The following is a 19895-nucleotide window of genomic DNA, read 5'->3' as shown; positions in this document are numbered from 1 at the left end:
GAAGTTCCTCCATACAGCGGTAGCAAGCGCTTTCTATACGGTATGACGCTAGCCTGCCGACAGCGGCCTGGACAAGAGGGCCCGGTCCAAAACCCTCGGAGGAAGCGATGACAGTCACCCTGGCGGATGTGGCGGCTCGCGCCCGGGTGTCGCCCGCCACCGTTTCCCGCGTGCTCAACGGCAACTATCCGGTCGCGGCATCCACCCGGGAGCGGGTGCTGCGCGCGGTGGACGACCTCGACTACGTACTGAACGGACCGGCCAGTTCGCTCGCCGCCGCCACGTCCGACCTGGTCGGCATCCTGGTCAACGACATCGCCGACCCGTTCTTCGGAATCATGGCCGGGGCGGCGCAGACCGAGATCGGCGGGCCGGGCGACGGCTCCGGGCGGGCCGGGGGCGAGAAACTCGCCGTCGTCTGCAACACCGGTGGCTCCCCCGAACGCGAACTCACCTACCTCACCCTGCTCCAGCGCCAGCGCGCCGCAGCCGTCATCCTCACCGGCGGCGCCGTGGAGGACCCGGCGCACCAGGCCGCGATGAACGCGAAACTGGCGAAACTCGCGGACGCGGGGACCCGGGTGGTGCTGTGCGGGCGGCCCCCGCTGCCGGAGGGCGAGGCGATCGTGGCGGCGCTCGCCTTCGACAACCGGGGCGGTGGCCGGCGCCTCACGGAGCATCTGATCTCGCTCGGCCACCGGCGGATCGGCTATGTCGCCGGCCCCCTGGAGCGGACGACGACCCGTCACCGGCTGGAAGGTCACCGGGAGGCGATGCAGGATGCCGGGCTGGGCGGCGACGAGGAGCGCCTCACCGTGCACGGCCCGTACGACCGCCGGTCCGGTTACGACGCGACACTCGAACTCCTGCGCCGCGAACCGGAGGTGACGGCGATCGTCGCCGCCAACGACACAGTGGCCCTGGGCGCGAGCGCGGCGATCAGGGACCGCGGCTTCCGCATCCCCGAGGACATCTCCGTGGCCGGATTCGACGACCTGCCGTTCTCGGTGGACGCGGTCCCGGCGCTGACGACCGTCCGACTGCCGCTGTTCGAGGCGGGGGCACGGGCGGGCCGGCTGGCGATGGGCAAGGAGACTCCGCCGCCGGGGGGCATCGCGACGATCGCGGCGGAGCTGATGGTCCGGGGGTCGACGGCGCCGCCACGGAAGTGACCCGGCCGGGTTCCGCCGCCGGGTCGGGGGTACGCGTACCGCGTGCCGTGGGCCGATGATGTGCGGGCCGCTGTCCGGTCCGTACGGCGCAGGGGCACGTACCGACGGAAGGAAAACGCACGTGAAGCTCGCTTTCTCGACCCTCGGAGTGCCGGGGATGCCGGTCGCCGACGTCATCCGGCTCGCCGTCGAGCACGGCTATCAGGGGGTGGAGCTGCGCGCCCACCCCGAGGAGCCGGTGCACCCGGGACTCTCGTCGGCCGAACGCGCCGACGTGGCCGATGAGTTCAAGCGGGGCGGCGTCGAGATCCTGACCGTCGCCGGGTACGTCCGGGTCGCCGCCGAGGGAGACGACCAGCCGGTGCTGGACGAGCTCGCCGGCCTGCTGGAGCTGGCGCGGGATCTCGGCGCGTCGAATGTCCGGGTATTCCCCGGGGGTGGCGGGCTGGACCCGGACACGGCCGATGCGAACGCCGCCCGTCGGCTGGGCGCCGCCGCTCCGTACGCCGCCGATCTGGGCGTACGGATCCTCCTGGAGACCCATGACTCGCACCGGGCCGGGGCCGCAGTGGCCCGTGTCGTGGGGACGGTCGGGCACCGGCAGGTCGGTGCGCTGTGGGACATCATGCACACCTGGCTGGCCGGCGAGGAGCCGGCCGCGAGCCATGCGGTTCTCGCCCCGCACCTGGGATACGTACAGGTGAAGGACATCGCGTCGGCGGACGATGTCACTCCGCTGCCCCTCGGCGCCGGGGTGCTGCCGCTCCGCGCATGCCTGGACACCCTGGACCCGGACAGCTGGGTCTGCTGGGAGTACGAGAAGCGCTGGCACCCGGGCGCGGCCGACCTGCCCGGGCTGCTGAGCACGGGACGCGACCATCTGCTGCGGCTGGGCGCGCCGAAGGAGTAGTGCCCGGGTTCAGGCACGCGCCGGCTGCGGTTCCGCGGTCTCCGTCGTCGCGGGACTCGGCCGTCGCGTCCCCGCCAGAGATGTCAACGCCACCCCGCCCACCAGCAGCGCCGCCGCGCACCACCGCAGTCGGCTCACCGACTCGTCGAGCAGCAACGCCGCCGATGACATCCCGAAGACCGGGACGAGCAGGGTGAACGGCGCCACGGACGACGCCGGGTAGTGACGCAGCAGGAAGCCCCACGCCCCGAAGCCGAAGACCGTCGTGATCCAGGCGACGTACACGATGATGCCGGCGCCGCTCCAGTCCAGCGCGGCGAGCGCGTCGGCGTCGCGGTCCCAGCCTTCGAAGAGGAGGGAGAGGCCGAGCAGCGGCAGTACGGGCACGGTCGACACCCACAACATGAAGTTGAGGGAGTCCGGCGGGGCGGCCTTGCGGGTCAGGACGTTGGACACGCCCCAGCACGCCGCCGCCGCGATCACCAGGACGAAGGCGAGCACGGGGCCGCTCGCGCCCTCGTCGACCGCCGCCACCCCGATGCCCGCGAGGGCCACCGCCATTCCCAGCATCCTGACCTTGCCCGGTCGTTCGCCGAGCGCCAGCGCCGCGAACAGGGCCGTGAAGACCGCCTGGACCTGAAGCACCAGGGAGGAGAGTCCGGCGGGCATCCCCCGGTCCATGCCGATGAAGAGCAGCCCGAACTTCGCCACTCCGAGGACGAGTCCGACGCCCACGATCCACTTCCAGGCGACCTTGGGGCGTCCGACGAAGAACACCGCGGGCAGGGCGGCGACCAGGAAGCGCAGGGCGGAGAAGAGCAGCGGCGGGAAGTGGCCGAGACCGACCTCGATGACGACGAAATTGACACCCCAGACGGCAGCCACCAGGGCGGCCAGGGCTATGTGAAGGGGACGCATGGACCGAGGGTCACCTGCCCGGACCATGTAGCACCAGCGCGGATTTCTTCATGGTGGAATTGAGCATCGCTAATGAATCGGCAAGGTCCGGGAGGTTCCGGTGCTCGATCTGTCCCGACTGCGCGCCCTGCACGCCATCTCCGTCCACGGCTCCGTCGCGGGCGCCGCGGCAGCTCTCGGCTACACCCCGTCGGCGGTCTCCCAGCAGATCACCAAGCTGGAGCGGGAGACCCGTACCACACTGCTGGAACGGCGTGGTCGCGGAGTCGCGCTCACCGAGGAGGCGCTCCATCTCGCCGCCACCGCCCAGCAGTTGCTGGCGATCGTGGAGCGTGCCGAGACGACGCTGGAGGAGCGTCGGGGGCTGCCCACCGGGCGGCTGTCGATCGGCGCCTTCGCCTCTGCGGCGCGCGGTCTGCTGCCCGGTGTGCTGACCGAGTTGGAGCAGGACCACCCGACTCTGGACGTCCGGCTGACCGAGGTCGATCCGCATCTGTCCGTCGATCTGGTGGCCAAGGGCGTGATCGACCTGGCGGTCGCGCACGACTGGGACATCGCCCCGCTGCCTGCCCCGGAGGGCGTGGCACAGGCGGTGATCGGCGACGACCGGTGCGATCTGCTGGTGACCGAGGGCCACCGGCTGGCCGGGCGGGACGCGGTGCGACGCGAGGAGCTGGCGAAGGAGCGGTGGATCTGCCAGCCGCCGGGGACGGTCTGCCACGACTGGCTCGTACGGACGCTGCGGGCGGCGGGTTACGAGCCGGACATCCGGCACCAGGCGGAGGAGAACCACACCCAGTTGGCACTGCTCGCCGCCGGTCTCGGCGTCGCGATGATCCCGCGGCTGGGGCGCGGGCCGCTGCCGGCCGGGGTGGTGGCGGTGCGGCTCGATCCCGTGCCGGTGCGGAGGCTGTACGCGGTGTGGCGGACGGAGGCGGCTCGGCGGCCGGCGATCACGGCGGCGGTGACGGCCCTTCAGGCGCGGGGGGCGAGGGTGGGGCTGGCGTAGGGGTGGGGCCTCTTCGGGGGTGCGGGGGAAAGGGGCGCGGGGGGATAAGGGTGCGCGGGATGCGCCCGCGCCTGCCCTCGTTCGCCGGATGGGCTCAGTTTGGGCTGTCCTCTTGACCGGTAGTTACTTTCTGGATATCCGTGAACATTGGAAGTTTCTTTCACCACCCCCTCGTCACCGAGAACGGCCGAAGGAGCTCACGTGCACCACCGCACCTCCAGACGCACCCTCCTCACCGCCACCGCCGCGACTGTCGCAGCGGCCGCGACCGGCGCGGTCTCCGCCCCCGGAGCCGGCGCCGCCTCCGCTTCCTCCTCCGCCTCCGCCACCAAGCGCCTCAGGCAGCTCATCTCCCGGATGAGCCTGGAGGAGAAGGTCGGTCAGCTCTTCGTGATGCGGGTGTACGGGCACTCCGCCACCGAACCCGACCAGGCCGACATCGACGCCAACCTCGCCGAGATCGGGGTCCGTACCGCCGCCGAGCTGATCGCCAAGTACCACGTCGGCGGCATCATCTACTTCACCTGGGCGCACAACACCCGTGACCCGCACCAGATCGCCGACCTCTCCAACGGCATCCAGCGCGCCGGTCTCGCCGGTCCCACTCCCCTGCCGCTTCTCATCTCCACCGACCAGGAGCACGGCATCGTCTGCCGCGTCGGCGAGCCCGCCACGCTGATGCCGGGCGCGATGGCGCTGGGTGCGGGCGGTTCGTCCTCCGACGCCCGCCGGGCCGGGAAGATCGCAGGCACCGAGCTGGCCGCGATCGGCATCAACCAGAACTACGCCCCGGATGCCGATGTCAACGTCAACCCCGCCAACCCGGTCATCGGCGTACGCTCCTTCGGCGCCGATCCGCAGGCCGTGGCCGCGATGGTCGCCGCCCAGGTGAAGGGGTATCAGGTCGCCGGGATCGCCTCGACGGCCAAACACTTCCCCGGCCACGGTGACACGAACACCGACAGCCACACCGGTCTCCCGTACATCCACCACACCCGCGAGCAGTGGGCCGAGCTGGACTCCCCGCCGTTCCGGGCCGCGATCGCCGCCGGCATCGACGCGATCATGACCGCGCACATCGTCGTCCCCGCTCTCGACCCGGCCGAGGACCCGGCCACGCTGTCCCGGCCGATCCTCACCGGCATCCTGCGCGAGGAGCTCGGCTACGACGGTGTCGTGGTCACGGACTCGCTCGGCATGGAGGGCGTGCGGACGAAGTACGGCGACGAGCGTGTGCCCGTCCTGGCCCTGCAGGCGGGTGTGGACCAGCTGCTGAATCCGCCGAACCTCGATGTCTCCTGGAACGCGCTCCTCGCGGCCGTGAAGAGCGGCGAGATCAGCGAGGCCCGGATCGAGGAATCGATCCTGCGCATCCTGCGGCTGAAGATGAAGCTGGGGCTGTTCGACGACCCGTTCGTCACCCACCGGGGCGTGGACCGTGCCGTCGGCACCCGGGCGCATCTCGCCGCCGCCGACCGGATCGCCGAACACACCACCACGCTGCTCACCAACGACGGTGCGGTGCTGCCGCTTTCCCGCCGCTCCCACAAGAACCTTCTGGTGGTCGGCGCCGATCCGGCCTCCCCGTCCGGCACCACCGGGCCGCCGACCACCACCCTCGCCGCCGCCTTCGGCGAACTGGGTTACGCGGCGACCGCACTGTCCACCGGCACCGCACCCACCCAGGCGAAGATCACCGAGGCGGTGGCGGCGGCGCAGGGCAAGGACGCGGTGATCGTGGGGACGTACAACGTCTCGGCGACCAACTCGCAACGCACCCTGGTCGGCGCCCTCGTGGCGACCGGTGTCCCGGTGATCACACTCGCGATCCGCAACCCGTACGACATCGCCCAGCTGCCCGCGCACGCGGCGAGCCTGGCCGCCTACTCCTGGACGGATGTCGAACTGCGGGCGGCCGCCCGGGTGATCGCGGGCCGCGCCGAACCGCAGGGCAGGCTGCCGGTACCGGTGCAGCAGGCGGGCGACCCGACGCAGGTGCTGTACCCGGTCGGCTACGGGCTGACGTACTGACCCGAGGGACTGCGCGCGTGCCGGGTCCGAACCGTACGGTTCGGGCCCGGCACGCAGCACGCCGTGCCGGCCTGTTACGGCCGCAGCACGGGGCCCTGCCTGCGCTCGCTCGTCACGTCCTTCTTGTCGAGGCGCGCGTCGTACGGAGCGAGCGGCTTCGCCTTCGCCGGGTCCGACTGCACGGCGGCCGGGGCGACGCCCGCCCAGCGCAGAATGGCCGCGGTGGCATTCGCCTTCTCGTCGGCGGCGAGACCGGCCACATTGGAGCCGTGGTTGCCGCCCGCCACCGTGTAGACGTAGCTGTCACGAGCGCCCGCACCGAGGCGGAAGCGCTCCGCGCCCCACGGGTCGTTCTCCCCGTACACGTACAGCATGTGGTGGGCGTGGTGCTTCACCCAGCTGTCGACGTCGCGCATCACCGACGGCTGGAACTTCATCGGGATGGAGCGCGGCACGAAATTGCGCGGCGGCTGGTACCCGTACCGGCTGAGATGGCCGAGCCACGGCTGCTCGATGTCCGGCGAGCCGAGCTGGGTGCCCGCCTGGTAGTAGTACGGCGTGTACGTGCTCAGGCCCTGGTCCACGTAGGCGGAGAAGCCGGAGATGGTGTTGATCGAGTCCCAGATCGCCTGGTCGGGGGCGGTCCTGGCGTCGGCGGGGATGGTGTCGCAGTCGGCGAGCAGGCTGTACTGCCAGTACGCCCAGACGTAGTCCATGACGACGGCTTCGTACGCCTTGTCGAGCGATCCGACGGTGTTGAAGGTGTAGCCGTTCGTGTCGGCGTACTCCTTGTACTTCTTCTCCAGCGGCTCGCGGCGGATCAGCGCCTCGCGCTGCACACCCTCCAGCCGGTCGCGGCACTCCTTCGTACCGACGTTCTCGAAGAACCGGTCGTACGCCGAGTCCTCCTTGTTGACCACGTCGTTCGGCGCGACGTACGCGACGACGCCGTCCATGTCCTTGGGGTAGAAGCGCTCGAAGTACGTGGCGGTCATGCCGCCCTTCGAGCCACCGGTGGTCAGCCAGTTCTTGGAGTAGATCTGCTTCAGCGCGGTGAAGACGCGGTGCTGGTCGCTGGCGGCCTGCCAGATGTCGAGCTTCGACCAGTCGGCGGGTGCCGGGCGGGACGGGGTGAAGAAGCGATACTCCAGCGAGACCTGGTTGCCGTCGATGATCCGGGTCGGCTCGGAGCGGCTGGGGTTCGTGGAGACGTTGTAGCCGCTGGTGTAGAAGACCGTCGGGCGGGACGTGTCCTTGTGCAGCAGGGTGATCCGCTGCTGGAACGTGCCCTTGGACGGGTGCCGGTGGTCGATCGGCTGGGTGTAGTTGAGGACGAAGTAGCGGTAGCCCTCGTACGGCTTCTCCTCGATCAGACTCATCCCGGGGATGGCCAGGATGCGGTCCTTGATGTCCGTGCTCGTACCGCTGTCACCGGCCGCAGCGGCCTGGGCGGAATCCAACGCGGCCGGTTCAGCGGCGGTGGCCGCACCGACCGAGGCACCCGTCGCGGTCACGGTGCCTATGAGCACCGCCAGCGACAGAAAACCTCTGAGCGCCTTGCGCATACACCCTCCCCTTGATTCACAACATTCGTCGTGAACCTAGCGGGGGCAACACCCGGCCCGCCAGACCCTGTTGTCCCGGCGTCAGGCAGGCGGCGTCAGCAGAGGATCCAGCCCGTGGAGCGCGATGTCCCGGAGATCGAGCCCGTGGCCCGTATGCAGCGGTGCAGCGCGGGCACCGTCACCGGGCCCGCCTGCGTGGTGTATCTGCCGCTGTCACCGACGGGCCGGGCACCGCGTGCCTGTAGCTGGACGGACATCTGGCGGCGCTTGCCCGGCTTCTTGGCGACGGTGACCGCGCAGGCGTAGGCGCGGCTCCGGTAGACGCGCAGCTCGCCGGTCGCGAACTTCACCGTCTTCGCGGGCCGTCCGCCGCACGCCGACACGGCGTCGGCGCTGCTCGCTCCGGTACCGCCGAGCACCAGCCCGACGGCGCTCACCAGCGCCAGGACGAGCAACTGCACCAGCGCCTGCCGACCCCCGCCGCCCTTTGCCGCCCTTCCGGTTCCTCTGATCCCCAGCAGGCCCATCACCCCAGCCACCCCATCCGCTCCATCGAACACTCTCGCCAAACGTGCCACATACGCGTACATGCGTACGACGCGAGAGGCCATCCGGAGGTTGCACCCGGCGAGCTACGCATCCGACGCAACCGAATCACCACAACACGTGTCCAACAGGGCAGAGTCATACGAAAGGAAGGAACTGCCGTGGTCCAACTCCGCAACACGCCCGGCCGCCACACCGCAGGCCGCGCCCTGCTCATCACCGCTCTGCTCGCCGCCGCCGTGGTCCCGGCCGCCGCGGCAGCACCGCAGGCCCCCGCGGCCCCGGCGACGGTACGCAGCACCGCCTCGGCCCCGGCCTACCAGCAGGTCGCCCACTTCTACGGCGCCTACATCGACGCCGCCGGCACCGAGGGCGGCGGCACCGAGGGCGGCGGCACACTCACGACCGCGCTCCGGGCGTTCTACCTCACGCCCGCGCTCCGCTCGCAGCTACGCACCTGGGAGGCGCGCAACCATGCGGACGGTGTCCTGCGTGCCCAGAACACCCCGCTCGCCTTCAAGGTCACCGCGGGCGACAGCGGCGCCGGTCACACCTGGTCGAAGGTGCGGCTCACCTGGAGCGGCGGCAAGCACCCCACGTACACCTATCTGACAGTTCAGTCGGACCTGCGGACCGGCAAGATCTCCGGCATCCGCTGAGACCCGCCCGGCTCAGACCCCCGCGGGCTCGTCCTCCCCGATGAAGGTCCGCCACAGCACGGCGTAGTGCCCTTCCCCGGCGAGGAGTTCGTCATGCGTGCCGTCCTCGACGACCCGGCCGTGGTCCATCACCACGACCCGGTCGGCGCGGGCGGCCGTGGTCAGCCGGTGGGCGACGACGAGGGTGGTGCGGCGGCCGGTGAGCCGGTCGGTCGCCTGGTTGACCAGGGCCTCGCTGGCGAGGTCCAGGGAGGCGGTCGCCTCGTCCAGCAGCAGGATGTCCGGGTCGACCAGTTCGGCGCGGGCGAGTGCGATCAGCTGGCGCTGGCCGGCCGAGAGGTTACGGCCCCGCTCGGCGACCTCGTGCAGATAACCGCCGTCCAGCGTGGCGATCATGTCGTGGGCACCGACCGCCCGGGCCGCGGCCTCCACCTGCGCGTCGGTGGCGTCCGGCCGCCCGTAGGCGATGGCGTCACGGACCGTACCCTCGAAGAGATAGGCCTCCTGCGGTACCACGCCGAGCCGGTGCCGGTACGCCGTGAGGTCGAGGTGGCGCAGATCGGTGCCGTCCGCCGTGACCCGTCCGCCCGTCGGGTCGTAGAACCGGGCGACGAGCTTGACGAGGGTGGACTTCCCTGCGCCGGTCTCGCCGACGAACGCGACGGTCTGACCGGCCGGGATCCGCAGGTCGATGCCGGTGAGGGCCTCTTCCTCCTCGTCGTCGGCGCCGTACGCGAAGGACACGTCCTCGAACGCGATCTCGCCGCGCAGCGACAGGACGTCCAGCGGCTCCACGGAGTCGGCGGTGGAGGTCGGCTCCCGGAGGAGTTCCTGGATGCGGCCGAGCGAGACGGTGGCCTGCTGGTAGCCGTCGAAGACCTGGGAGAGCTGCTGCACGGGCGCGAAGAACAGGTCGATGTAGAGCAGATACGCGACGAGCGCGCCGGTGGTGAGTGTGCCGTTGTCGACCCGGCCCGCACCCACGATCAGTACGGCGGCCGCGGCCACCGACGACAGCAGCTGCACGAACGGGAAGTAGACCGAGATCAGCCACTGGCCACGCACCCGGGCCTCGCGGTAGTGGTCACTGCGGCCGGCGAACCGCTCGGCGCCGTCCCGCTCGCGGCGGAACGCCTGCACGATCCGGAGCCCGGAGACGGACTCCTGGAGGTCGGCGTTGACGACGCTGATCCGCTCACGGGCCAGTTCGTACGCCTTGACGCTCTTGCGGCGGAAGAAGAACGTACCGATGACCAGCACCGGAAGCGTCGCGAAGACGACGAGTGCGAGCTGGACGTCGAGGACGAGCAGCGCGACCATGATGCCGAAGAACGTGACGACGGAGACGAAGGCCGTGACCAGACCGGTCTGCAAGAACGTGGACAGCGCGTCGACGTCCGTCGTCATCCGGGTCATGATGCGGCCGGTCAGCTCGCGCTCGTAGTAGTCGAGGCCGAGCCGCTGGAGCTGCGCGAAGATCTTCAAGCGCAGTGAGTAGAGCACCCGCTCGCCGGTGCGGCCGGTCATCCGGGTCTCGCCGATCTGCGCCGCCCACTGCGCCAGTACGACGAGCAGGGCGATCGCGGAGGCTGCCCATACCGCGCCGAGCGCCATCTGCGTGACGCCCTGGTCGATGCCGTGCCGGATCAGCACCGGCAGGAGCAGGCTCATGCCGGCGTCGACGGCGACGAGCGCGAGGCTCACCAACAGCGGCAGGCCGAAGCCGTGCAGCAGCCGGCGCAGCCCGTACGACGCCTCGGGGCGCACGGCGCGCGCCTCGTCGATGTCCGGGATGTCGGTGGCCGGGGGCAGCGCCTCGACCTGGGCGAGCAGCTCGGGGGTGGCGGGCATGCCGGCGGCGCCGGTGTCGCGGGGCTCCTCCTTGCGGACCCACAGCCCGGGGCTGATACCGCGCTCGGCGTCGAAGTCGGCTTCCAGCTCCTCCTGGAGCGCCCGGTCGTCCTCGATGGCCGTGTCGGCCAGGACCGGCTGGTGGCCCGGGGAGGTGCCGCCCAGCTCGTCCGGGTCGGTGAGCAGACGCCGGTAGAGCGGGGAGCGGCGCTCCAGCTCCTCGTGCGTACCGATGTCGGCGAGCCGGCCCTTCTCCAGGACGGCGATCCGGTCGGCGAGGCCGAGGGTCGAGCGGCGGTGGGCGATCAGCAGGGTCGTGCGGCCCGCCATCACCTGCGCCAGGGCCTCGTGGATCTCGTGCTCGACGCGGGCGTCGACGGCGGAGGTGGCGTCGTCGAGGAGAAGCAGCCGGGGGTCGGTGAGGATGGCGCGGGCGAGCGCGACCCGCTGGCGCTGGCCGCCGGAGAGGGTCAGGCCGTGCTCGCCGACCTTGGTGTCGTAGCCGAGGGGCAGATGGGCGATGAAACGGTCCGCCTGGGCGGCTCGGGCGGCCTGCTCGATCTGGTCCTGGGTGGCGTCCGGGTGCCCGTACGCGATGTTGGCGCGGACCGTGTCGGAGAAGAGGAAGCTGTCCTCCGGTACGAGGCCGATGGCTGCCCGCAGCGAGTCCTGGGTGAGCTCGCGGACGTCGTGACCGCCGACCAGCACGGCGCCGTGCGACACGTCGTAGAAGCGGGGCAGCAGCAGGGAGACGGTGGACTTCCCGCTGCCGGAGGCACCGACGACGGCGACGGTCTCACCAGGCTCGATGGTCAGCGAGAACCCGTCGAGGACCAGCCGCTCGGGGGCTCCGCCTCCAAGGTCTGTATCTCGAGCGGAGGCGGAGCGAAGCGGAGCGTACCCGAACCGGACGTCGTCGAACTCGACGCGCGCGGGGGCGTCCGCCGGGAGCTCCACCGTGCCGTCCCGCATGGTGGGCTCGGTGTCGATCAGTTCGAGTACGCGCTCCACACCGGCGCGGGCCTGCTGCCCGACGGTGAGCACCATGGCGAGCATCCGGACCGGCCCGACGAGCTGGGAGAGATAGCTGGAGAACGCCACGAACGTACCGAGGGTGATCTCGCCGCGGGTGGCGAGCCAGCCGCCGAGCGCCAGCATCGCGACCTGGCCGAGCGCGGGGACGGCCTGGAGGGCGGGGGTGTACCTGGCGTTCAGCCGGATGGTGCGCAGCCGCCCGGCGAACAGCTTCCGCCCGACCTCGCGCAGCTTGCCGGTCTCCTGCTCCTCCTGCCCGAACCCCTTGACGACCCGGACCCCGGAGACGGCCCCGTCGACGACTCCGGCGACTGCGGCGGCCTGGCTCTGGGCGTACCAGGTGGCGGGGAAGAGCCGGGAGCGGGAGCGGCGGGCGATGAACCAGAGGGCGGGGGCGACGGCGATCGCGACCAGGGTCAGCAACGGGGAGAGCCACGCCATGATCACCAGTGAGATGAGGAAGAGCAGCACGTTCCCGATGGTCATCGGGAGCATGAACAGAAGCCCCTGGATCAGCTGAAGGTCGCTGGTGGCGCGCCCGACGACCTGCCCGGTGGACAGCTCGTCCTGCCGCTTCCCGTCGAGCCGGGTGAGCGTCCCGTACATCTCGGTACGCAGATCGTGCTGTACGTCGAGGGCGAGCCGGCCGCCGTAGTAGCGGCGGATGTAGGTCGATATGTACACCAGCAGGGCCGCGGCAATCAGGAGGCCGGTCCAGACTCCGAGGGAGCGGGTGTGGTTGCCGACGACATCGTCGATGATCACCTTGGTGATCAGCGGGACGAGCGCCAGCACGGCCATCCCGGCGAGCGACGAGCCGAGTGCCAGCAGCACATTGCGCCGGTAGCGCCATGCGTAGCCGCCCAGCCGCCGGGCCCAGCCCTGCCGCTCCGCGTCCGTGCCTGCGTCCGTCACCGGTGCCTCCCGTTCGACCTGATCTACCGGAAGGCACCAACGCGGTCAGCTGCGGATTTCATCCCGCCGTCACAAAGATGGTCCGTTCGGCCTAGGGCCTCTCGTTCGGATCAGGCTGGACCCGCGAGGAACTACGACTGCGGTGTGGCCGTCACCATCGGCACCGCGGAAGCCCCGGGCACCGCCGGAACCGCTTCCTGCGGCTTCGCCGGCGGGGCGACCGTCGTCTGCGCGGTGGCGGCCGGGTTCAGGTCCTTGTGTATGGCCCGGGCGACCGCCTGGATGGTGTTGATGCCGTCGTTCATCGTCTTGTTGTCCTGGGTGAGCACGGTGATCCCGTAGTCGTGCCCCTTCCCGGTGAACGCGCCGATGCTGTGCACCCGCCAGCCGTGCGTGGCGCGCGGCAGCCAGCCGTTCTTGACCTGGACGGTCACCCCGGACGGAGCACCGGCGGGCGTCCCCCACCGCTGCGAGGAGATGACCTTGTGCATCAGGCCGAGCTCGTACGCGCGCGAGTTGTCACTGAGCACGGAGTTCTTCGCGGTCAGCAGGGACAGCAGTCGCAGCTCGTCCTGCGCGGTGATCTGGGTCAGTCCCCAGTAGCCGCCGGAGCCGGGCACGGTGTGCGTCATCTCCGCGGCCTTCAGGAACGCCTTCACCTTGGTCACGCCGAGCTGCTTCCACAGGCTGGTGGTCGCGTCGTTGTCGGACTTGGTGATCATGGCGGTGGCGAGGTTGACCTCGCGCTGCGTGAGATAGCGGTTGTGCTTCTTGTTGTCCCAGAGCAACGTCGCGAGGACGGTCGCCTTCACGACGCTCGCGGAGTCGTACTTGCTCGTGGACCGCATCGTGCACGACGTCTTGGTGGTCCGGTCGTAGAGCGCGACCGCCGTGGTCGACGAGCGCCCCTTGAGTGCGGCGGTGATGTCCTTCGAAAGCTTGGCGGCGAGCCCCGCCTTGCCGGAGGTACAGCTCACCGTCGGTGTCGCGGCCGCGGCGGGCGTGGCGGCGAGGGCCAGGGGTGCGAGCACACCCGCGGCGAGCGTGACGGCGAGCGCGGTGTGTGCGCGGCGGTGGATACGAGGCCGGTCCGTCATGAGACGTCTCCCCCTGAGTGGTCTGCGTGGTGCGCCCCCTGCACACCTGGCACACAGAAGACTTCTGAGCGGACGAAAAGTTGTACGCGCCCCGCCCGGAAGGCCGGGTTGTGACGCGGGGACACCGGCTTCGGGGCGAGCGACCGACTCGTCCGCGAGGTCGTGGAAGACCTCGCGGACGAGGGGAGGTTCCGAGTCCGCGCCCCGGAACCTCGGTGGGCCGCAGCCTACAGATGCGTCGGCTCGAACATCCTCAGCAGCGCCGGGAGCACGACGACCGAAGGACCGGGCTCCGAGAAGGACTTCGCCAGGTCGTCGGCGAGCGTCTCCGGGGTCGTGCGGACCGCCGGCACGCCGAACGACTCGGCGAGGGCGACGAAGTCCGGGCGGGACAGTTCCGTCGCCGTGGCCTCGCCGAACGCGCCCGTCATGTACTCGCGCAGGATGCCGTAGCCGCCGTCATCGATGATCAGCCAGGTGACCGGCAGGTCGTACTGACGGGCCGTGGCCAGTTCCGCGATCGAGTACATCGCGCCGCCGTCGCCGGAGACCGCCAGGACCGGCTTCGTACGGTCGGCCGCCGCCGCGCCGAGCGCGGCCGGGAAGCCGTAGCCGAGACCGCCCGCGCCCTGCGCCGAGTGCATGGTGTTGGGGTGGCGGGCGTCGAAGGCGGACCAGGCCCAGTAGGCGAGGATCGTCATGTCCCAGAAGCTCGGGGACGTGTCGGGCAGCGCTTCGCGCACCGAGGCGATGAGCTGCTGTTCCAGGGTGAGGTCCTGGCCGGCGATCCGTTCGCGTACCGCTGCGAGCACCGTACGGACGCGGCCCGCGGCCGACGGGTCCTCGCGGCGGTCGACCGCTTCGAGGAGGTCGGCAAGGGCCTCGCGGGCGTCGGCGTGGATGCCGAGCGCGGGGTGGTTGGACTCCAGCTTCCCGGCGTCCGCCTCGATCTGGATGACCCGGCCGCGCGGGCTGAACGTGTGGTAGTTCGAGGAGAGTTCGCCCAGTCCGGAGCCGATGACCAGCAGGACGTCCGCCGCTTCGAGGAAGTCCGTCGTGTGACGGTCCTCCAGCCAGGACTGGAGCGAGAGCGGGTGCTCCCAGGGAAAGGCGCCCTTGCCGCCGAACGTGGTGACGACCGGGGCGTCGATCTTCTCCGCGAGGGCGAGCAGCTTGCCGGACGCGTCGGAGCGTACGACTCCGCCGCCCGCGATGATCGCCGGTCGTTCGGCGTTCGCCAGCAGGTGGGCCGCCACGGCGGTCAGTTCGGGGCGGGCGTGCAGCGGTCGCGGTGTGGCGTCCATCGCGGTGACCGCCGGCAAGGTGGTCTCGGCGAGGAGCACGTCCTGCGGGATCTCGATCCAGACCGGGCCGTGCGGGGCCGTCAGCGCGGACTCCCAGGCGGCGGCGATCGCGGACGGGATCTGCGACGCCGTACGGACCGTGTGGACGGACTTCACGACGTCGCGGAACGACGCCTTCTGGTCCCGGAGTTCATGCAGATAGCCGTGGCGCCCGCCGCCCAGGCCCGCGGTCGGGATCTGGCTGGAGATGGCCAGCACGGGCGCCGAGGCGGCCGCCGCCTCCTGGAGCGCGGCGAGGGAGGTGAGCGCCCCCGGGCCGGTGGAGAGCAGCAGAGGGGCGACTTCCCCGGTGATCCGGCCGTATGCGTCGGCGGCGAAGCCGGCGTTGTTCTCGACGCGCAGGCCGACGTACGAGAGGGACGAGCGGCGCAGCGCGTCGAACATGCCGAGCGCGTGCTGGCCGGGCAGGCCGAAGACGGTGGTCGCGCCGAGGCCCTGGAGGGTCTCGACGACGAGGTCGCCGCCGTTGCGTCCGGCCGACGGGTTCAGCGCGGCCGCGATCTGCTCGGGGGTGAGCTGCGGGCGCTCGTCGTGGTGGTCGTGGGTCACTTGCCCTCGACCCCCTTCGCCGCCGCGATCTGGCGGGACATGATCGTCGTGAGTTCGTACGCCGTGTGGGAGGCGGCGACGGAGGTGATCTCCGCGTGGTCGTACGCGGGGGCGACCTCGACCAGGTCGGCGGAGACCAGGTTGCAGGAGGACAGGCCGCGGACGATCTCGAGGAGCTCGCGGGAGGTGAGACCGCCGGCCTCGGGGGTGCCGGTGCCGGGCGCGTGCGCCGGGTCCAGGACGTCGATGTCGATGGAGATGTACAGCGGGCGGTCGCCGATGCGCTGGCGCAGCTGGTCGGCGATCTCGTCGACACCGCGGCGCATGACGTCGGCGGAGGTGACGATGCCGAAGCCCATCTTGGCGTCGTCGTCGAGGTCCTGCTTGCCGTACAGCGGGCCGCGCGTGCCGACGTGGGAGAGCGCGGACGTGTCGAGGATGCCCTCCTCGACGGCCCGGCGGAACGGCGTGCCGTGGGTGTACTCGGCGCCGAAGTAGGTGTCCCACGTGTCGAGGTGGGCGTCGAAGTGGAGCAGGGCGACGGGGCCGTGCTTCTTCGCGACGGAGCGCAGGAGGGGCAGCGCGATGGTGTGGTCGCCGCCGAGCGTCATCATGCGGGCGCCGGTACCGAGCAGATCGTCGGCCGCGGCCTCGATCGTCTCGACGGCCTCGTTGATGTTGAACGGGTTGGCGGCGATGTCACCGGCGTCGGCGACCTGCGCGAGGGCGAACGGCGAGGCGTCCTGCGCCGGGTTGTACGGGCGCAGCAGGCGCGACGCCTCACGGATGGCGTTGCCGCCGAAGCGGGCGCCGGGGCGGTACGAGACACCCGTGTCGAAGGGCACGCCGACGACGGCGACATCGGCGGTGCCGACCTCGTCGAGGCGGGGCAGCCGCGCGAACGTCGCTGGCCCGGCGTACCGCGGGACGCGGGAGGAGTCGATGGGGCCGCGCGGCGTTTCGTTGCTGCTCATGGGGAGTGCCTTTCTTCCGATGACGCGGGGTGGTGCGGGTACAACGGGTTGCGTCCCCAATCGCCGGACGGGCTCGGATTGCCTGCCCGGCGATTGAGGACGACAGGGCCAGGATCGAGCCCGTCGAGGGGGCACCTCCCATGCCGTCGAGGCGCTGGGGGGTGTTGAGGACTAGTGGTCAGACGGTCACGGATTCCGGGGCCGTCTCGTCCGAGTCGGCACCCTTCCCCGCCAGCCGCTCGCGCCAGGCGATCAGCACCGCCGCATCGGTCGGCTTCGTCGCCAGGGAGACGATCACGTACACCGCGAGCGAGGCCGGCAGCCCGTAGTAGACCGGCTCGTTGGCGAGAATTCCGTACGTCGCCATCAGGCCGATCACGGCCACGCCGCCCACTGCCACCGCGGCCAGCGCACCGGCCGCCGTGCCACGGCGCCACAGCAGACCGCCGAGGATCGGCACCAGCAGACCGCCGACGAGCAGGTTGTACGCGACGGTCAGCGCTTCCACCACATTATTGAGCGCGATGGCGATGACGATGACGGCCACACCCATGATGAGGATGAAGACCCGGTTGCCCTTCACCTCGTCGTGCTCGTCGCCCCGGCCGCGCGAGACCACGCCTCGCAGCTTCGACCAGATGTCGTTGTTGGCGACGGTGGCGCAGGCGATCAGCGCACCGGACGACGTCGACATCACCGCGGCGAGTGCGGCGGCCAGCACCAGCCCTCGCACACCCACCGGCAGTTCGTCCTTGACGATGGTCGCGAAGGCGGAGTCCGCGCTGGGCAGCTTCGGGTACATGACCTTGGCCGCGGTGCCGATGACGGCTCCGGCGAGCGCGTAGACCAGGCAGTACGTACCGGCGACGGTGCCGCCCCAGCGGGCGGTCCGGTCGGTGCGTGCGGTGAACACACGCTGCCAGATGTCCTGACCGATCAGCATGCCGAAGGTGTAGATCAGCACGTAGGTGAAGATCGTCTCGCCGCCGATGCCCAGCGGGTCGAAGTACTCGGTGGGCAGCTTCGCCTTCATCTCGCTGAAGCCGCCGGCCTTGATGACCGCGATCGGCAGGAGCAGGAGCAGCACACCGATCGTCTTGACGACGAACTGCACCATGTCCGTGAGCGTGATCGACCACATGCCGCCGAGCGTCGAGTACGCGACGACGATGGCGCCGCCGAGGATGATCGCGACGGTCCGGTTCATGTCGAAGAGGACGTCGAAGATGGTGGCGTACGCGATGGTCGAGGTGACCGCGAGCATCAGCGTGTAGGCCCACATGACGACGCCGGAGATGAGGCCGGCCCGGCCGCCGTAGCGCAGGTCGAGCATCTCGGAGACGGTGTAGACCTTCAGCCGGGCGATGCGCGCCGAGAAGAAGACGGACAGGGCGAGCAGTCCGAGGCCGATGGTGAAGACCATCCAGGCGCCGGAGAGCCCGTACTGGTAGCCGAGGCCGACGCCACCGATGGTGGAGGCGCCGCCGAGGACGATCGCGGCCATGGTCCCGGAGTACATCCAGGGGCCGAGGCGGCGGCCCGCCACCAGGAATTCGCTCTTGGACTTGGCGCGGCGCATGCCCCACCAGCCCATGGCGAGCATGCCCGCCAGATAGACGACGATCACCGCGTAGTCGACAGCCATGGGCTTCCTCCGTCTCAGTCACGTTGCGGGTCATTGCGGGGTTGTGTGGTTCGTGAAGACGGTAGGTGGCTCGCAGGCGGCGCTGAAGTGTACGTTTTATCCAATCTCGCCGTAGCCAATGGATGGACCGTCCATGTCGGACACTCCCACCGGGCCCTCCGCCCCCACCGGGTCGGCTCCGCCCACCCCGCCGATCCCGCTGGCCGAACTGCTCGCCCGCGAGGACCTCGGACTGCGCCTGATCGCGGGCCCGGCCCACGTCGACCTGCTGTGGGTGCACACCTCGGAGATGGCCGACCCGTACCCGTATCTGCTCGGCGGTGAGCTGCTGCTGAGCGCCGGAGTGCTGCTCAAGGAGCCGGACACGTATGTCGCCCGGCTGGTGGAGGCGGGGGCGGCGGCGCTGGGCTTCGGAGTCACCCCGGTCCACGACGCGGTGCCGCAGGCGCTGATCGAGGCGTGCGACCGGCACGGGCTGCCGCTGGTGGAGGTGCCGCCGGCGACGCCGTTCACGGCGATCGCGCGGGCGGTGTGGCGGCTGATGGCGGAGGCCCGGCACCGGGAGCTGCGCCGGGTGACGCGCGCCCAGCAGGCGCTGGCGACGGCGGCGGCCCGGCCGGACCCGGTGCCCGCGGTGCTGCACCAGCTGGCCGCGCAGCTGGCGGGCCGGGCGATGCTGCTCTCCGCGGCCGGTGAGGAGCTGCACGGGGCGGGCCGCCGCCCGTCCTCCGAGGTACGGGCGGCCCTGACCCGGCTGGCCCGCGTGGTCTCCCCCACCGCCGCCCCCGCCTCCCCGGCCCCGGCGTCCGCGACCGACACCCTCGGCGACACGTATCTCTTCGCGTACGCGCTCGGCGGCGGGCAGGGGCTCGTCCTGGCGCTGGCGACGGGGCGGCGCGAGGCGGGCGACCACACGGTCACCGGCATCGCGGTCGTCCTCCTCTCCCTGCTGGCCGCCCCGCATCAGGGTGCCGACGCCGCGGGCCGGTCGGCGGCACTCGTGCGGCTGCTGCTCGGCGCGGACCCGGTGGCCGTCGCCCCGCTGCTCGGCGGCGCCGAACTCTGGACGGTGGTGCACGCACGCCGCAGCGGTGGCGGCCCGGTGGACCCGCTCACCGCCGGGGCGCTGGGCGCCGCCCTCGGGTCGGCCCTGGTTGACGCGGGCCGGGGCGGCGACGCCGTCAAGGTCCTGGTCCCGGGCGGCGACCGGGTCACCCCGCAGCCCGGCTGGACACTCGGCACCTCCGCCCCGGCCCCCATCACCGCACTGGACCTCGCCGACGGCCAGGCGGCCCGCGCACTGGGCCGCGCCGTGGCCACCCGTACCCCGCTGGCCCACCACCACACCGACACCGGCCGGGGTCTTGCCGCCCTCGTCCCCCACGCCGAGGCGGAGGCGCACGCCCGCGCGCTGCTCGCCCCTCTCACCCCCACGCTCGCGGAGACGCTCCGCTGTTGGCTGAGTCTCCACGGCAGCTGGGACCGCACGGCCACGGCCCTCCAGGTCCACCGCAACACGGTCCGCCAGCGCATCGCCCGCTGCGCGACGCTGCTGGACACGGACCTGGACGACATGGACGTACGGACGGAGCTCTGGTTCGCACTGCGGCAGCAGTGAGGCCGCGCCGACCGGTCCGGCGGTGAGCGCCGGCTGT

14 protein-coding genes are annotated in these 19895 nt (G+C 71.2%); 6 read left to right on the top strand and 8 right to left on the bottom strand.

Annotated elements, in window-relative coordinates:
- Positions 1–107: 107 nt before the first annotated feature.
- Positions 108–1172 carry a LacI family DNA-binding transcriptional regulator gene (locus tag ACIA8E_RS18370; RefSeq protein ID WP_399299137.1) on the top strand — a complete coding sequence of 355 codons (1065 nt, stop codon included), beginning with the start codon at positions 108–110 and terminating at the stop codon, positions 1170–1172.
- Positions 1173–1293: 121 nt separating this feature from the next.
- Positions 1294–2082, top strand: coding sequence for a sugar phosphate isomerase/epimerase family protein (locus tag ACIA8E_RS18365; RefSeq protein WP_399299135.1), 789 nt, complete (start codon positions 1294–1296; stop codon positions 2080–2082).
- 9 nt (positions 2083–2091) lie between these two features.
- Here ACIA8E_RS18365 and ACIA8E_RS18360 read toward each other — a convergent pair whose 3' ends face one another.
- The gene (locus tag ACIA8E_RS18360) at positions 2092–3000 is read right to left on the bottom strand and encodes an EamA family transporter (RefSeq protein WP_399299133.1); all 909 of its coding nucleotides are present in this window, start codon (positions 2998–3000) and stop codon (positions 2092–2094) included.
- 100 nt (positions 3001–3100) lie between these two features.
- On the opposite strand from ACIA8E_RS18360, the gene ACIA8E_RS18355 reads away from it, so the two are divergent.
- Both ACIA8E_RS18355 and ACIA8E_RS18350 read left to right on the top strand, forming a co-directional pair.
- A complete protein-coding gene (locus tag ACIA8E_RS18355) occupies positions 3101–4009 on the top strand; it encodes a LysR substrate-binding domain-containing protein (RefSeq protein WP_399299131.1) in 909 nt (302 codons plus the stop codon).
- Positions 4010–4210: 201 nt separating this feature from the next.
- Positions 4211–6040 (top strand): glycoside hydrolase family 3 protein, encoded by a 1830-nt coding sequence (locus tag ACIA8E_RS18350; protein WP_399299129.1) that lies wholly within the window; start codon positions 4211–4213, stop codon positions 6038–6040.
- Positions 6041–6114: 74 nt separating this feature from the next.
- Here ACIA8E_RS18350 and ACIA8E_RS18345 read toward each other — a convergent pair whose 3' ends face one another.
- Positions 6115–7605: a S28 family serine protease gene (locus ACIA8E_RS18345; protein WP_399299127.1), complete on the bottom strand. Its 1491-nt coding sequence runs from the start codon at positions 7603–7605 to the stop codon at positions 6115–6117.
- Positions 7606–7700: 95 nt separating this feature from the next.
- Complete coding sequence (locus tag ACIA8E_RS18340; protein ID WP_399299180.1) at positions 7701–8132, bottom strand: hypothetical protein; 432 nt, start codon at positions 8130–8132, stop codon at positions 7701–7703.
- A 180-nt stretch (positions 8133–8312) separates the two neighbouring features.
- Here ACIA8E_RS18340 and ACIA8E_RS18335 point away from each other — a divergent pair, with 180 nt between their 5' ends.
- Positions 8313–8810, top strand: coding sequence for a hypothetical protein (locus tag ACIA8E_RS18335; protein ID WP_399299125.1), 498 nt, complete (start codon positions 8313–8315; stop codon positions 8808–8810).
- A gap of 12 nt (positions 8811–8822) precedes the next feature.
- Here ACIA8E_RS18335 and ACIA8E_RS18330 read toward each other — a convergent pair whose 3' ends face one another.
- The 5 genes from ACIA8E_RS18330 to ACIA8E_RS18310 form a co-directional block, all read right to left on the bottom strand.
- On the bottom strand, positions 8823–12611 hold the full coding sequence (locus ACIA8E_RS18330) for an ABC transporter ATP-binding protein (RefSeq protein ID WP_399299123.1): 3789 nt from the start codon (positions 12609–12611) through the stop codon (positions 8823–8825).
- Between the two features lie 131 nt (positions 12612–12742).
- Positions 12743–13708, bottom strand: coding sequence for a serine hydrolase (locus ACIA8E_RS18325; protein WP_399299121.1), 966 nt, complete (start codon positions 13706–13708; stop codon positions 12743–12745).
- 227 nt (positions 13709–13935) lie between these two features.
- Positions 13936–15621, bottom strand: a complete 1686-nt coding sequence (locus ACIA8E_RS18320) for a thiamine pyrophosphate-binding protein (protein ID WP_399299119.1) — start codon at positions 15619–15621, stop codon at positions 13936–13938.
- A complete protein-coding gene (speB, locus tag ACIA8E_RS18315) occupies positions 15618–16595 on the bottom strand; it encodes an agmatinase (RefSeq protein ID WP_313937392.1) in 978 nt (325 codons plus the stop codon). The genes ACIA8E_RS18320 and speB overlap by 4 nt, the downstream gene beginning before the upstream one ends.
- Before the next feature lie 178 nt (positions 16596–16773).
- Positions 16774–18240: a sodium:solute symporter gene (locus ACIA8E_RS18310; protein WP_399299116.1), complete on the bottom strand. Its 1467-nt coding sequence runs from the start codon at positions 18238–18240 to the stop codon at positions 16774–16776.
- 118 nt (positions 18241–18358) lie between these two features.
- Between ACIA8E_RS18310 and ACIA8E_RS18305 the strand changes: the two genes are divergently transcribed.
- Positions 18359–19858, top strand: coding sequence for a PucR family transcriptional regulator (locus ACIA8E_RS18305; protein ID WP_399299114.1), 1500 nt, complete (start codon positions 18359–18361; stop codon positions 19856–19858).
- The last annotated feature ends 37 nt before the right edge of the window (positions 19859–19895 follow it).

It is taken from the genome of Streptomyces sp. NPDC051664 (assembly GCF_044453545.1).
Taxonomy (GTDB): domain Bacteria; phylum Actinomycetota; class Actinomycetes; order Streptomycetales; family Streptomycetaceae; genus Streptomyces.
The sequence above is the reverse complement of the archived record's forward strand: the minus strand, read 5'-3'. Positions and strand labels throughout refer to the sequence as shown.